The following is a 12,789-nucleotide window of genomic DNA, read 5'->3' as shown; positions in this document are numbered from 1 at the left end:
TTTACTTTGATTTTGCAATAACCATAAATGTACCATTTGCTGTTGCTACGAGCTTTCCTCGATCATCTACAACACGTGCTTCTGTTACACATAATTGCTTACCTTGATGGGTAACAGAAGCTGTACACGATAAGTGTGTTCCTTTGCCGGGACGGATGTATTGAACGGAAAGGTTTGTTGTAACAGCTGTTTGGTGCTCTGGCAACAATCTATGTACCAATGTACCCATCGCTGAATCAGCAAGTGTAGCAGTAATGCCTCCATGCACAATATCAAGAGAGTTATGTATGATTGGACTAATCGGAATGGTCATTTCAAGCTGTTTGTTCGCAAATGATTTTGCTTCCATCTTAATAAGAGCTGACAAATAGGACCCACTGGTGTCCTTTTTTTGTTGTAAATTTGTCAATATGGACGAAAGAATGTGTTTATCTTCTTCAGATGCAGATAGTAAATATTGTTCAAACTGAGTCTGGATCGATTGATTTGTAAGGTGTTCCATGCTAAAACCTCCTGAGAAAATAATAACCTTGTTTATTGTAACAAAAAAACATACTTTTTTTCAGAAAAAGACGAACCATGGACTAGGCATTCTTCTAGAATAGTACTATAAACGAAAAGGTGGTGAGGTAGACATGGCGTCCTCACATGAACTACATCAAAGTGTTCAAGATTTTAAAGCATTTGTCAGGGAGCATCCAATGATCATGAACGATGTACGACTCGGTCAAAAGTCACTTCAAGCCTTTTATGAAGAGTGGAGTGTGTTGGGGGCTGACCACAGTCAATGGCAGCCTTATAAGTCACCAGAGGCTCATCAGGACCATACACAAGACCAAACGCAACAACAAACACAACAAACAAATGAAACGGGCCAACAAACAGATCCTAATACAGCTACAGAGTTTATGGGTCAAATTATAGGTATGGTCAAAAAAATGAATGTCCAGGACCTGCAAAACCACTTAGCTCAGTTTAGTTCAGTACTCGGAAATGTTCAGTCCCTGATTCAAGGCTTTCAACGGACGGAAGGTCAAGAGCAACGGTCAAATTCAGACCAACCGTTTTCTTTTAGACGGGATTAACATAAGGGAGGACCTTCATGAGACCTGAGATCATACGCATGTTTAACGAGAATCAGGAGTTTCGCTTATTTGTTCGTCAACATCCACAATGGTATCGCACCTTATCGCGAGATCCATCGGCCGTTCAAACACTTGAAAAAGAAGCGAATCGTTTTTACGGACGAACATTTCCCCAACGTGTAGAGAAGATGCAATCAAATTTGGGTCTCGCCATGATGATGATGGAAATGCTAAAGATGGGCCAGGATACGGTTGCACAAACACAGGAAACCTTCAGTTCGTGACGGTTTCCTGTTTGTCATCATTTATCGTTTTAATCCAAGATAATTCGCAATTTCTTGTTCAACGGATACATTTAATTCTTGGAAGCCCTGGTTTCCGAATAACGTGTTAAATTCTAAGATGTAGTACTGGTTCTCTACAACGATTAAGTCAAATCCGGCATGGTCTATACCGAGAGCTTTTGCTGTACGTACAGCAACCTCTACAGCTTCTTGGGGGATATCATCAAAATAAATGCGTCCACCTTGAGCTACGTTGTTTTTGAACGTATCCTTGTTTTCGCGCCAATAAGAAGCAATCGCTTTTTCACCTACAATACACACACGCAAATCACGTTCAATCGGAAGAAACTCCTGAATATAATAGGTAGGGTTTTGGTCGCTATACTCACGAAATTGTTGTTCATTTTCAATTAAGAACACACCGCGACCCATTGAGCTTCGAATTTCTTTTGCAACAAATGGAAATGGGAACTCATCAAGTACTTTTTGAAAGGTATCTCTATTACGACCAAGAATCATCGTTTTTGGGACATGCTCTGGTACAACACTCCAAAGCGCCCTGGTCATTTCAATTTTATTAAACCCTAACTGAATGGACTGTATACTAGGAAAGATACGCTTCTTCATACCGTACACAAGAGAATTAACCTGCCAGTTTTCAGGGAAGAGACAAAGATCTGCTTCTTCAATTCGCTCTTTCTCCAAAAACATATTTTCCGGCTTAATATAATGCTGATTTAGGATGCCGATCGTTCGAAAAGGATTAAACGAAATTACGTTCATGTATGGATCCAACGCCTTTCTATGTTCAACTAAATTCAATGAATTATAGTTCTGCATGCGTACGTTGTCAATGGCATGGGCGAAGGTTCTATAAATGTTCTTATATAGGTATGAACACTGCTTAAGACGTGCTATACTTCTTCGTAGGGGGTGCTATGATGCTCGCTACCATAAATGAAATGGAGCTATTAACGGAAACAGATGCGTTAAGTGAAGTGATTTTACAGTCTGAACCCGTTGCAGAATATATAGAAGCTAGAAGTCAGCTTCATGCAGATCCTTCTGCTCAGTCATTGATTAAAGCATTTAATGATCTGAAGGAACTGAATGAAGAAGTACAGCGCTTTGGTAAGTATCATCCAGACTATGACCGAGTGTCAAAGGAGATACGCCAAGCCAAGCGAAGTATGGATAAACATGAACGTGTGATCGCGTTTAAGCAAGCAGAAAAAGAGCTGGAAGGCTTATTAAATGAAATAAGCGGCATTGTTGCTCATGCTGTTTCAACAACGATAAAGGTTCCATCTGGGAATCCGTTTTTCGACAGTATGTCATGTAGCGGTGGCTGTGGATCAGGAGGCGGCTGTAGCTGCGGATAAAAGCCTCTGTGCAACGAATGAATGGCGAATGGTACGTCAAAGCGTATGGTTCGCCATTTATTTTTTTAGTCTCTCTCTAACACAATCCGTGCATTCATTGCCACAGCAGAACATTTTCTCAATAGGTGGTAAAAACCGGATACGAAAGATGTGGCCTTCTTTAATTGGTCGGACTGGTGAGCATTCATATGTGATTTTCTTATTAAGACAAATGCTTGTTGCAGATTTGTTAAGTAAACGCTCAAGTTGATCAGCTGGTAATTCTGTGTGAATATAAAGAAAACAAAATCCACCTATAAACCGTTTTTCTACTTGAATCGGTGACAACTCATGAATTAAACTAGTATAGTACATCTTAAACAAGTAGGTCACTCCCTTGATTATACATAATAAAGTACGCAAGGCTTTTACGGATGACATAACGAGTAAGGAGAGTAAGATGATGGTGGATGGACAACGTCAAGGAATTGTCGTATGGTTAACCTCACTCAAATTTGCTAGACAGCTTAGACGGTTTGGAAATGTTCATTACGTCTCAAAAAAAATGAAGTATGTTATTTTCTATTGTAACCAGGACCAAATTGAAGACACAATGGAAAAGCTTCGTAGTTTTCATTTTGTGCGTGAAGTGAAGCCTTCGATGAGACCGTTTATAAAAACCGATTATCAAAATGCAAAACCTGATAAAGCAAAAGAGTATGACTATAAGATGGGTATCTAGACCAAGTGGTGTTCCGCTTGGTTTTTTTGTGCAAACATACGTAAAACAGAGAGTGCGTTTGAAAGAAAGACGTAAGTAAAGGTTACAAAGGCAGAATAGGCGAGTAGATCACTTGATTGTTTCGTCCGGCGAAATATATAATAGACGTACGAGGAAGTGATCGTTTGGAATCATGGAAAAGAAATGTGTGGATCCTAGCTGGATGCACTTTTTTAGTGATGAGTGCCATGTCGATGATTATGCCCTTCCTACCTTTATATCTTAAAGAATTAGGCCTCACTGATCCAAAAGAGATCAGTTTATGGGCAGGTGTCATTTTTGGTGCGAATTTCTTAACCGCCTTTATCTTTTCTCCTTTTTGGGGAAGACTTGCGGACCGTCGTGGACGTAAACTAATGATCTTACGCTCTGGATTCGGAATGGCGATCGTCATTAGTTTGACAGGACTTGCAGCGGGTCCAATTAGTTTATTATTTTTAAGGCTACTAAATGGCGTCATATCTGGGTTTATTCCAGCGGCAATTGGTTTGGTCAGTACAAACACGCCTAAAAAACATACTGGATATGCGCTCGGTATTCTTCAATCAGGAACAGTCGCAGGTGCGATCGGCGGGCCATTGTTTGGTGGTGTAATGTCACAGGCTTTCGGTTATCGAATGGTTTTCTTTATAACAGGAGCGTTTATTCTTATCGCAGCTATCGTTGTTTCGATTTTTGTAAAAGAAAACTTCGCACCTCCAGTTAACGAGGAAAAAACAAAAACGAGTACCATTAGTGAATTTAAAAAGATCACTGCAAATCGTCCTGTTTTATCGATCTATGTTGTTATTTTAATGATTCAGTTAGCGATTATGGGTGTTAACCCACTTTTATCTCTATATGTCGAAGAGCTAACACCAGCTGCTAATGTGTCTCTTTATGCAGGAATTGTTGTGTCAGTCACCGGATTTGCGAACTTTACGACGGCTGCATGGCTCGGGCGAATGAGTGATCGAAAAGGTGCTCATCGGACGCTTGTCTATTGTTTAATGGGCGTCGCATTGTTCACGATCCCTCAAGTGTTTGTGACAAGTATCTGGCAGCTGATCATTCTCCGGTTTTTTGTGGGTCTTTGTCTTGGAGGACTTCTCCCTGCTGCTAACACATTAATTCGTATGCATGCACCAAAAGGAATGGAGAGTCGCACGTATGGGTTCTCAAACAGTGCCATGTATTTAGGTTCGATGATTGGTCCGATCATAGGGGGCTGGTTAGTTAGTTTGTATGGGGTCAGAGGCTTATTACTAACAACTTCTATTATTCTCATAGGTGCAGTTGTATTAGTAAGGCTTAAAATCATGGAGCCTGCTGAACATACCTTTCAACGCGACAAAAACCAACGTTTAAAACGGTCATCTACGTAAAAAAGAGGCTGAGGCATAACTTAAAATCAATTTGAAAAGGCGAATGATTCGATTGTAGAATCATTCGCCTTTCGTGATTTATTTGAACAAGCGAGGGATGCTCCTGTAGCGGATTAATTGCTATATTCGTGTTTTACTCGCTACATTCAAGTTATGTCCCGCCGTCTTTTTACGTATCTACTTATATGTATTCAACCTACCAATTTAATGGGGGCAGACAATGATTTACACGGAACACACCTGTTAAGTATTGCTCGTATAACTCTTTTTCAGCAAAATCCTTTGAGGGTCTCACTTCCAGTTGACGAACCCGTTTGTGTAATGAATGAGCAAGATCTCGAAATTCACGAACGCGCTTACTTTCAATCCCTTCTTTAATACTAATGCCTTCGCGACAATAATAAATGGGCATAAATCCTGCTTTTGTAGCAGGACGTAGAATAACGCCTACCGATGCGCGCTTTTGATCATTAATGTTTGTCTCAAATTGAACGAATTCAGCCAATCGTTCTTTATTGGTTGTAGCCAGTTCAAGTAATTCGTAAAAATCCCCATATCCTTCGCCAAGCTCAATAAAACGCTGAATCATTGTTAGCACACTCCTCTAGCATCTCGTAATCACGAGACAATATAGCACGAATACATCGATTAGTCGAGATAAAAAAAGCCGCAGTCTAATTGACTGCGGGTGCCTATACTCATATAAGATGAGACAGGCTATGGGAGAGGAGAAACCGGAGAGAGCTTATGGGGAAAGTAAGTCTTCTCCGTGGTTGTCACAACATGAAAACATGCTGTTAATTGGTAGTATGGGCTAACTATGACTAAACTATACATGGAATAACAGAAATCATTTTCATGATATAATAGGATAAATGAAAGGCTTCACACGAACAATAAAGGCTAGGTGATTTACATGCGTGTTATTTCTGGAGATAAAAAAGGGCTCCCTTTAAAGGCCGTGCCTGGAAAAGGGACGAGACCAACTACAGACAAAGTAAAAGAGTCGATTTTCAATATGATTGGTCCTTACTTTGATGGTGGTAGTGGACTTGATCTGTATGCAGGAAGTGGAGGACTAGGGATTGAAGGCTTAAGCCGTGGGTTAGATTCTGTTATCTTTGTTGATCAAGATAAAAAAGCGATTCAAACGATACATGACAATCTCACATTCACAAAGTTAGATGGCATGGCTGAAGTCTATCGAACGGAGGCAGACAGGGCGTTAAAAGCAATCTTAAAAAGAGGACTATCGTTCGATATGATCTTTTTGGATCCTCCCTATGCGAAACAAACACTTAAAGGACAGCTTGAATTTATTGATGAACATGAATTATTAACATCAACTGGTGTGATTGTAGTAGAGCATGCAACGTCTGTTAAACTCCCATTACAATGTGGACGTTTAGTTGTGCAAAGAAACGAACAGTATGGTGATACAACGGTTACAATCTGGGCAAATCGTTCAGAAAGTGAAGGTGGAGCGTTATGACGTTAGCTGTATTCCCAGGTTCATTTGATCCAATCACACGAGGACATATTGATTTAATTGAGAGGGCAACACATTCCTTTGATGAGATTCGCGTGCTACTCGTACATAATTCAAAGAAACAGACGCTATTCACAGTAGAAGAGCGGTTGCAGTTAATAAAAGATTCAACACGCCATCTCCCTCGTGTCACTGTCGATTCATATGAGGGCTTAACGGTACAATACGTCAAGGAACAAGGTGGACGTGCGATGATCCGTGGATTACGAGGATCAAGTGACTTTGAATATGAAATGCAGGTCGCTTCTATTAATCGTCAATTTGCACCTGAAGTGGAAACGTATTTTTTAGCGACTAGTGCAGAGCTTGCTTTTATCAGTTCAACGATCGTGAAGGAAGCAGCAAAATACAAACAGTCTCTAAGTAAACTCGTACCAGAAGCGGTTGAAAGAGCACTAATCGCTACTTATGTGTAAGAACCAATTGATTACGGGCTTTAATAACAATGTAGAGAACAAGTCCACATAAAGTGATGAAGGGCGAAAATTGCAGCCATTGATTCCAGCCGGTGACAAGTACATTTACATGAGGTTGCCATTGATTTGTAATTGGAAAAAAGGTTTCATGAGTTGTTCGATTTACATAAAGTGGCTTCCAAAGAAGTAGGATAAGAACGGCACTAAAACAACCATGGAGCAAGCGACCGATAAAAAACGGCTTAAAGCGTAGATCTGTTTCTGAAAGAATACTCGCTACTTGAGCCTGAATGGAAAATCCACCAAACGCAATAAAGAAGCTGGCAACAATGACTTTCTCCAAAAGATGTGCATCTGCCGTTGATAGTAAGTGTGCACCAGATGTAATTTCAAACAACCCGGATATGAAAGGCATACTTAAATGGGGGGAAAGCTGAAAAAGTGAAAACACCCAAGAAATTCCTTGTGCGAATAGGTCCGTAAACCCACTAATGGAAAGCATCTTATTAACCACTGAAAATAAGATGATGAAGCCGCCCACAAGTAGAAGAGTACGGACAGAGGATTGAACGGCATCTCCTAATAGCTGTCCAATTGGTCGCCCATCCTGAATTCGCTCCGTGTGCATTCGGGAGAACGCCTCTTTCAAAGAGAATCTGCTTCGTGTTTCCGCAGTACGCTCGTAGGTTTCTTCCTTTCTGCCATAATATCTCATCGATAAGCCAACAAGGATATTCCCTAAATAATGGGCGGCAGCAAGGAGTAAACCAAGAGCAGGATTATGAAAAAAACCTACAGCAATCGCACCAAAAAGAAAGAGTGGATTAGAGGAATTTGTAAAGGCTGCTAATCGTTCTCCTTCTACACGAGTGACTTTTTTCTGTTGGCGAAGCCTAGCTGCAAGCTTGGCACCGGTCGGGTTTCCCGAAGCCAGTCCCATAGCCCAAACAAAGCTTCCGGCTCCAGGCACTCTGAAGATGGGACGCATAAATGGTTCTAGAATGGTTCCGAGAAAGGCTACCACACCAAAACCAATTAATAGTTCAGATAGGATAAAAAAAGGTAACAAGGAAGGAAAGACAACATCCCACCACATTCCCATACCATTAAGTGATGCCTCAAGTGCTTCCTTGGGGAACATGATTAAGGCAAAAGCCATTAATATTGCTGTCCCGCTAAATAACCATGTTTTTAAAACCGGCACATCTACTCCCCCTCGAGCTTGTCTCTTACGTATTCTCTACTATACGTATGAACAATTGAAATAGACCAATGAATCAGTGAGCAATAAACGTCCTGCAAGGAGGAGATCCATATGAATGAACCAAGAAAACCATTGATTAGAAAACGATATATCATTGTTTTAGCCCTTGTCCTACTGTTGAATCTGATTAAGCTGCCTTATTACTATTCACAGCCTGGAATTGCTCAAGAGCTTAACGAGATGATTACTGTAGAAGGTACAAACGGGGTCGAAGAGGGAGCATTTATGCTGACAACGGTTGAGATGGCAAGAGCCACACCTTTGTACTACGTATGGTCACTCCTAAGCTCCTACAGACAGATCCTCCCGGAAGAACAAGTGCGAGGATCTGAGGAAAGTGATTCAGATTATCATGAACGGCAAAGACTGTTAATGTCGGGCTCTCAGGAGAATGCAAAAATTGCAGCGTACGAACAAGCAGGCGCAGAGGTTTCTTATGAGTATCGCGGCGTACTTGTAACCAATCTCATTGAAGGGATGCCAGCGGCAAAGGAATTAAAAACAGGAGATTTAATTACTGAAGTGAATGGAACACCTACTCACACGGCTGAGGAGTTACTGGAGCTTTTAGAAGGATATTCAAAGGATGATGTTGTCACATTGTCCGTGACACGTGATGCAGAACCACGCACAGTTGAATTAGCTTTTCAACCTTTTCCAGACGAGTATGAAGTAGAGGAAGGACGAGTTGGACTAGGGATTCTTTCACCTGTGACCGACCGAGATGTAACGTTCTCGCCCGCTGTTACCATTAATGAAACAGATATCGGTGGACCATCCGCTGGACTCATGTACTCACTTGAGATCTATAATCAACTTGTAGATGAAGACATTACACATGGCTACCTTATCGCAGGTACCGGCACGATTAATGACGAGGGGACTGTTGGACCAATAGGTGGAGCCTCACAAAAGGTTGTTGCGGCAGATAAAGCGGGGGCGAAGTACTTCTTTGCACCTGATGCAAATGGACAAAATGGAACGAATTATGAAGAAGCGAAACACGCGGCAGAAGATATCGGAACAGATATGCAGGTGATCCCTGTTCAGAATATAGAGGATGCCCTACGTTTTCTTGAGGAACTTCCAGGCAATGAAAAATCATAACAAAACATCCCCCATACCACTAGGATTCTAGAGTCGTATGGGGGCTTTAAATTCCTCATCCATGCGTGCAGACCTCACTTCTTGGGAAAGAGGTGCTAGATAAGCTCTGGAGGCTCTTAGTTCAAGTGTGGCAAGCAGATCTTCGGATGAAGCAAATCGACTGAGAATGGAAACAGTAGCTTTCTTTTTAAGTGTGCGAAGGTATAATTGACCAGTTTTGTTCATCCCGAGAGGCCTTATATAAGGTAGGGGAGAAGTGTGAATGCGGTTTAGCTCAGCTTTTGTTGTGTGGGTCAGAATATGAGTGGCTAAACGCTGTAATCTGGTCCATGTATACCGTTTTGTTTTTAGTGAGCTCATCCATTCTTGAAATGAAGTAGCCTTGCCTATTGTATCAAGTACTCGAAATTCTAATCCTTCCACGCATTCATAGATGGAAGAAAGTTCATCTGCCGTTGAACTTAAGATTCTATACTGTAGAAATGGAAAATACCGTTCCCAATTATGAAGTTGACGCGTAGTCTGTGAATAATTTGTCAGTTCAGTATAAGAGGATGGGGGCATCACCTGTTTTACTAGGCTTGTCTGATCCTCACTTGAGAAAATAGCTTCTCTTATACTTGTTGCACTGGCTATGGATGGTGATGAAATCGTGCGGTCATGATACCCCGCAGCTATTCGCTTTGTTGTGTAAGGAATGATCGCTGAGTTTTGGTCGCGAATGGCCTTTATATAATGATAGCCTAGGATGTTATTAGGTTGTTCCAATGAAAGAGTCGTATCTACTCCTAATTGAGTAAAGGCGAGAGATGCGGCTCGAGGATAGCTGTGACCCTGACTCATATATTCCTTTACTAACAGATCCCATTCGCCTTCATTCTGTTGCATTGTATATAATAACTCATGAAATTCTTCAATAGACCCTGACTCACTGCCAAAATGAAGAAAATCAACGCCCGCTGCAGCTAAGATAGAGATCGCACCTTTTGCAAAAATCTCTGCTTTTTGACTAGCATAGGCATAAGGAAGTTCAAGTACAAGATCCACACCATTCGCCAGAGCCATTTTTGTGCGAGACCATTTAGAGACAAGTGCTGGTTCACCTCGCTGCAGGAAGGAGCTGCTCATAACAGCTACAACCACATCAGCGCCTGTATCTTGTTTTGCTTGCTGAAGCTGATATAGATGTCCGTTGTGAAAAGGATTGTATTCCACAACCATTCCAACGGCTTTTACTTGGTTTGTTACGTTTTGCATGGACGGCCTCCTTTACTCGGATAATCTGACATGCTAGAATAGATGTAGTTCTAATGAAGGAACTAATCTTAGTATACGCATTAAACTGTAAAGAAAAAAGGTTGACATTCATTAGTGTCAGATCTATAATTACTTTTGTGCCTTAGAGGTGGTTTATCATGAAATGGACGCTGCGTGAACTAAAAGCAGCTAAGCATAAGACCTTTCCTATTGATGAGTCGGTTCGCTTTGATCAGTTACTAAAAGAAAGTAATGATATTCGTGATATGACAAACATCCGGGTAACTGGAGAAGTGACATATCCGACAAATCTCATTACATTTTCTTTAAAGCTTGAGGGAGAGTTGACTCTGCCATGTGCAAGAACCCTTGCAGATGTGAAGTGGCCACTATCAATTAGCTTTGATGAGCATTTTCTACCTGAGGGATCCGTTATGCCGGATATCTCAGATAAGGATGAAGTTCATTTGGTTCTTGATGATGAGATTGATCTAACTCCTATTCTGGAAGAGCGAATCCTTTTGGAAATTCCATTACAGGTCTATGCTGAAGAGGGTGCAGAGCCGTTAGCTCCGCCTTCAGGTAAAGACTGGGAGCTTGTGACTGAAGAGTCACAAAAGGATCGAATTGACCCGCGTATGGCTGATTTAGCCAAGTTTTTTGATAAGTCGTAACGAGTCGATGATTGAGTGTTTGATTTTTTTAAGGAGGTGGGAATATTGGCAGTACCATTTAGAAGAACGTCTAAAACCGCTAAAAGAAAACGTCGTACGCACTTGAAACTAGCTGTCCCTGGCATGGTGAAATGTGCAGAATGTGGCGAGATGAAACTTAGCCACCGCGTTTGTAAAGAATGTGGTTCTTACAAAGGTGAAAAAGTTACAAAATAATGTTTGAAAGAAACCTCTTGGGTATCCTACCCTGGAGGTTTTTTTATCGTTTTTATCCTCCTTCAATCAGGGTGAATAGATTAGAGAGAAAAAGGATATAACTGATTACTAGTTCCTAGTCTATCTAACACCTGATTTGCATAGACATAAGAAAGCATATGATATAAAAGGAGAGATGAAAAATGGTAGTCACTCGACAAGATGCCTGGTCAGAAGATGAGGATCTGTTACTCGCCGAAGTCGTGTTACGACACATTCGCGAATCAAGTACTCAGCTAGCTGCTTTTGAAGAAGTCGGCAAAAAATTATCAAGATCAAGTGCAGCATGTGGGTTCCGCTGGAATTCGACCATCCGAAAAAAATATGAATCTGCTGTTGCGTTGGCTAAGAAGCAAAAAGGCAAAAAGTCCGTCTCTCAAGAAGCTAAACAAAAACCAAGCCCAAGCCCAGTCACAACATCAGCTCCTGCTGTTCAAGACATAGAGGATGTACAAGTCACTCGGGAGTCTTTACCAACCGAGCCTGTGCATGGTTTTAATTTACAAGATGTCATTACATTTTTATCAACATATGAACAAAGGCAGGAAACAAAAGATTCTCTAGAACTAGAGGAGTTGAGACAAGAAAACGAGCAATTAAGAGAAAAGCTGGAGCAGCTTGCCCGAGATAAAGACCTTATTACTCAAGATTATAAAGCGTTGCTCACAATAATGGATCGAGCGAGGAAGTTTACAAGAGATCATCCCATTGAACGAACGATGTAAACGTAGCATAAATAAGTAAAGGCAAATGTCCGGTTAAGGAACATTTGCCTTTTTAGCTGTGTATAGAAGGTTTAGTCTTGATCAGTTGTTGCAGCTGATTGTTGCTCCTGTTCAATTACACCTTCTGGGAACCAAACAAATGGACTTTCTCCGCGATCTCGAGCTGGATCGTACGTAAGAGAGTTAAAACCGGACTTTTCCCAGAATTCACTTGAAGCTTGTCTAGCATTTGTTTTAACAGGTAAACCAAAGCTCTTTGCAAATTCTACTAGTGCTTGCCCATACCCTTGATTACGGTAAGGCTCCAGCACTTCAAGCTTCCATAGCTCAAAGTAGTCCTGAGGTGGATCAAAGTATTGGTCAAATCTGCTATCAATCCGGTACAGACTCATTCTCGCTACAAGTTTTTTACCAAAATATATTCCGTAAAACGGAGATTCACTATCATTTTCTATAATATTAGCATTCAGATCATCTTTCATTGAGAGCTCTGCAGCCCCAAACTCTCTAAAATTCTTAAATTCATCTAATGTTTTATAGTTTACAAGAAGACGTTCAACAACTGGTTTGCTCATAGTAAATCCTCCTAAAAGTATAAGAATGCGTTTTCATTATCTTAACATAAACAAGCTGAAAACGCATTAATAACGATTCCATATACGTCATG

The 12,789-nt window shown here is 41.0% G+C and carries 18 protein-coding genes; 11 read left to right on the top strand and 7 right to left on the bottom strand.

Features of this window, described 5'->3' with window-relative positions; all coding sequences use genetic code 11:
* Position 1: 1 nt before the first annotated feature.
* Entirely contained in the window at positions 2-502 is a 501-nt protein-coding gene (locus NSQ54_12210; protein WYP25089.1) for a PaaI family thioesterase, read from the bottom strand.
* A 133-nt stretch (positions 503-635) separates the two neighbouring features.
* Between NSQ54_12210 and NSQ54_12205 the strand changes: the two genes are divergently transcribed.
* Together NSQ54_12205 and NSQ54_12200 are read left to right on the top strand one after the other, a co-directional pair.
* On the top strand, positions 636-1,085 hold the full coding sequence (locus NSQ54_12205; protein WYP25088.1) for a YlbD family protein: 450 nt from the start codon (positions 636-638) through the stop codon (positions 1,083-1,085).
* A 17-nt stretch (positions 1,086-1,102) separates the two neighbouring features.
* Entirely contained in the window at positions 1,103-1,369 is a 267-nt protein-coding gene (locus NSQ54_12200; protein ID WYP25087.1) for a YlbE-like family protein, read from the top strand.
* A gap of 21 nt (positions 1,370-1,390) precedes the next feature.
* On the opposite strand, the gene NSQ54_12195 is transcribed toward NSQ54_12200, so the two are convergent.
* On the bottom strand, positions 1,391-2,152 hold the full coding sequence (locus NSQ54_12195; GenBank protein ID WYP25086.1) for a RimK family alpha-L-glutamate ligase: 762 nt from the start codon (positions 2,150-2,152) through the stop codon (positions 1,391-1,393).
* A gap of 158 nt (positions 2,153-2,310) precedes the next feature.
* Between NSQ54_12195 and NSQ54_12190 the strand changes: the two genes are divergently transcribed.
* Positions 2,311-2,751, top strand: a complete 441-nt coding sequence (locus NSQ54_12190) for a YlbF family regulator (protein WYP25085.1) — start codon at positions 2,311-2,313, stop codon at positions 2,749-2,751.
* 57 nt (positions 2,752-2,808) lie between these two features.
* Here the strand turns inward: NSQ54_12190 and NSQ54_12185 are convergent, their stop codons facing one another.
* Positions 2,809-3,114: a hypothetical protein gene (locus tag NSQ54_12185; GenBank protein WYP25084.1), complete on the bottom strand. Its 306-nt coding sequence runs from the start codon at positions 3,112-3,114 to the stop codon at positions 2,809-2,811.
* 79 nt (positions 3,115-3,193) lie between these two features.
* On the opposite strand from NSQ54_12185, the gene NSQ54_12180 reads away from it, so the two are divergent.
* Together NSQ54_12180 and NSQ54_12175 are read left to right on the top strand one after the other, a co-directional pair.
* Positions 3,194-3,472 carry a YlbG family protein gene (locus NSQ54_12180; GenBank protein WYP25083.1) on the top strand — a complete coding sequence of 93 codons (279 nt, stop codon included), beginning with the start codon at positions 3,194-3,196 and terminating at the stop codon, positions 3,470-3,472.
* 164 nt (positions 3,473-3,636) lie between these two features.
* A complete protein-coding gene (locus tag NSQ54_12175) occupies positions 3,637-4,875 on the top strand; it encodes an MFS transporter (GenBank protein ID WYP25082.1) in 1,239 nt (412 codons plus the stop codon).
* A 196-nt stretch (positions 4,876-5,071) separates the two neighbouring features.
* On the opposite strand, the gene NSQ54_12170 is transcribed toward NSQ54_12175, so the two are convergent.
* The gene (locus tag NSQ54_12170) at positions 5,072-5,464 is read right to left on the bottom strand and encodes a methylthioribose kinase (GenBank protein WYP25081.1); all 393 of its coding nucleotides are present in this window, start codon (positions 5,462-5,464) and stop codon (positions 5,072-5,074) included.
* A gap of 327 nt (positions 5,465-5,791) precedes the next feature.
* Between NSQ54_12170 and rsmD the strand changes: the two genes are divergently transcribed.
* Positions 5,792-6,367, top strand: a complete 576-nt coding sequence (rsmD, locus tag NSQ54_12165) for a 16S rRNA (guanine(966)-N(2))-methyltransferase RsmD (protein ID WYP25080.1) — start codon at positions 5,792-5,794, stop codon at positions 6,365-6,367.
* Positions 6,364-6,840 carry a pantetheine-phosphate adenylyltransferase gene (gene coaD / locus NSQ54_12160; GenBank protein WYP25079.1) on the top strand — a complete coding sequence of 159 codons (477 nt, stop codon included), beginning with the start codon at positions 6,364-6,366 and terminating at the stop codon, positions 6,838-6,840. The genes rsmD and coaD overlap by 4 nt, the downstream gene beginning before the upstream one ends.
* On the opposite strand, the gene ylbJ is transcribed toward coaD, so the two are convergent.
* Positions 6,827-8,044, bottom strand: coding sequence for a sporulation integral membrane protein YlbJ (gene ylbJ / locus NSQ54_12155; GenBank protein WYP25078.1), 1,218 nt, complete (start codon positions 8,042-8,044; stop codon positions 6,827-6,829). The two genes, coaD and ylbJ, sit on opposite strands and share 14 nt — an antisense overlap.
* Positions 8,045-8,155: 111 nt before the next feature.
* Here ylbJ and NSQ54_12150 point away from each other — a divergent pair, with 111 nt between their 5' ends.
* On the top strand, positions 8,156-9,211 hold the full coding sequence (locus tag NSQ54_12150; GenBank protein WYP25077.1) for a SepM family pheromone-processing serine protease: 1,056 nt from the start codon (positions 8,156-8,158) through the stop codon (positions 9,209-9,211).
* Positions 9,212-9,238: 27 nt separating this feature from the next.
* Here the strand turns inward: NSQ54_12150 and NSQ54_12145 are convergent, their stop codons facing one another.
* A complete protein-coding gene (locus NSQ54_12145; protein WYP25076.1) occupies positions 9,239-10,468 on the bottom strand; it encodes a nucleotidyltransferase in 1,230 nt (409 codons plus the stop codon).
* 158 nt (positions 10,469-10,626) lie between these two features.
* Here NSQ54_12145 and NSQ54_12140 point away from each other — a divergent pair, with 158 nt between their 5' ends.
* From NSQ54_12140 to NSQ54_12130, 3 genes are all read left to right on the top strand, one after another.
* The gene (locus NSQ54_12140; GenBank protein ID WYP25075.1) at positions 10,627-11,142 is read left to right on the top strand and encodes a YceD family protein; all 516 of its coding nucleotides are present in this window, start codon (positions 10,627-10,629) and stop codon (positions 11,140-11,142) included.
* Between the two features lie 45 nt (positions 11,143-11,187).
* Positions 11,188-11,358 (top strand): 50S ribosomal protein L32, encoded by a 171-nt coding sequence (gene rpmF / locus NSQ54_12135; GenBank protein WYP25074.1) that lies wholly within the window; start codon positions 11,188-11,190, stop codon positions 11,356-11,358.
* Positions 11,359-11,540: 182 nt separating this feature from the next.
* Positions 11,541-12,122, top strand: a complete 582-nt coding sequence (locus NSQ54_12130; GenBank protein ID WYP25073.1) for an RsfA family transcriptional regulator — start codon at positions 11,541-11,543, stop codon at positions 12,120-12,122.
* 71 nt (positions 12,123-12,193) lie between these two features.
* Here the strand turns inward: NSQ54_12130 and NSQ54_12125 are convergent, their stop codons facing one another.
* Positions 12,194-12,697 (bottom strand): N-acetyltransferase, encoded by a 504-nt coding sequence (locus NSQ54_12125; GenBank protein WYP25072.1) that lies wholly within the window; start codon positions 12,695-12,697, stop codon positions 12,194-12,196.
* Positions 12,698-12,789 lie beyond the last annotated feature (92 nt).

The organism is Alkalihalobacillus sp. FSL W8-0930 (assembly GCA_037965595.1).
GTDB lineage: Bacteria > Bacillota > Bacilli > Bacillales > Bacillaceae_D > Alkalicoccobacillus.
Note: the sequence above shows the minus strand (reverse complement) of the source record. Positions and strands in the feature narration are given on the sequence as shown.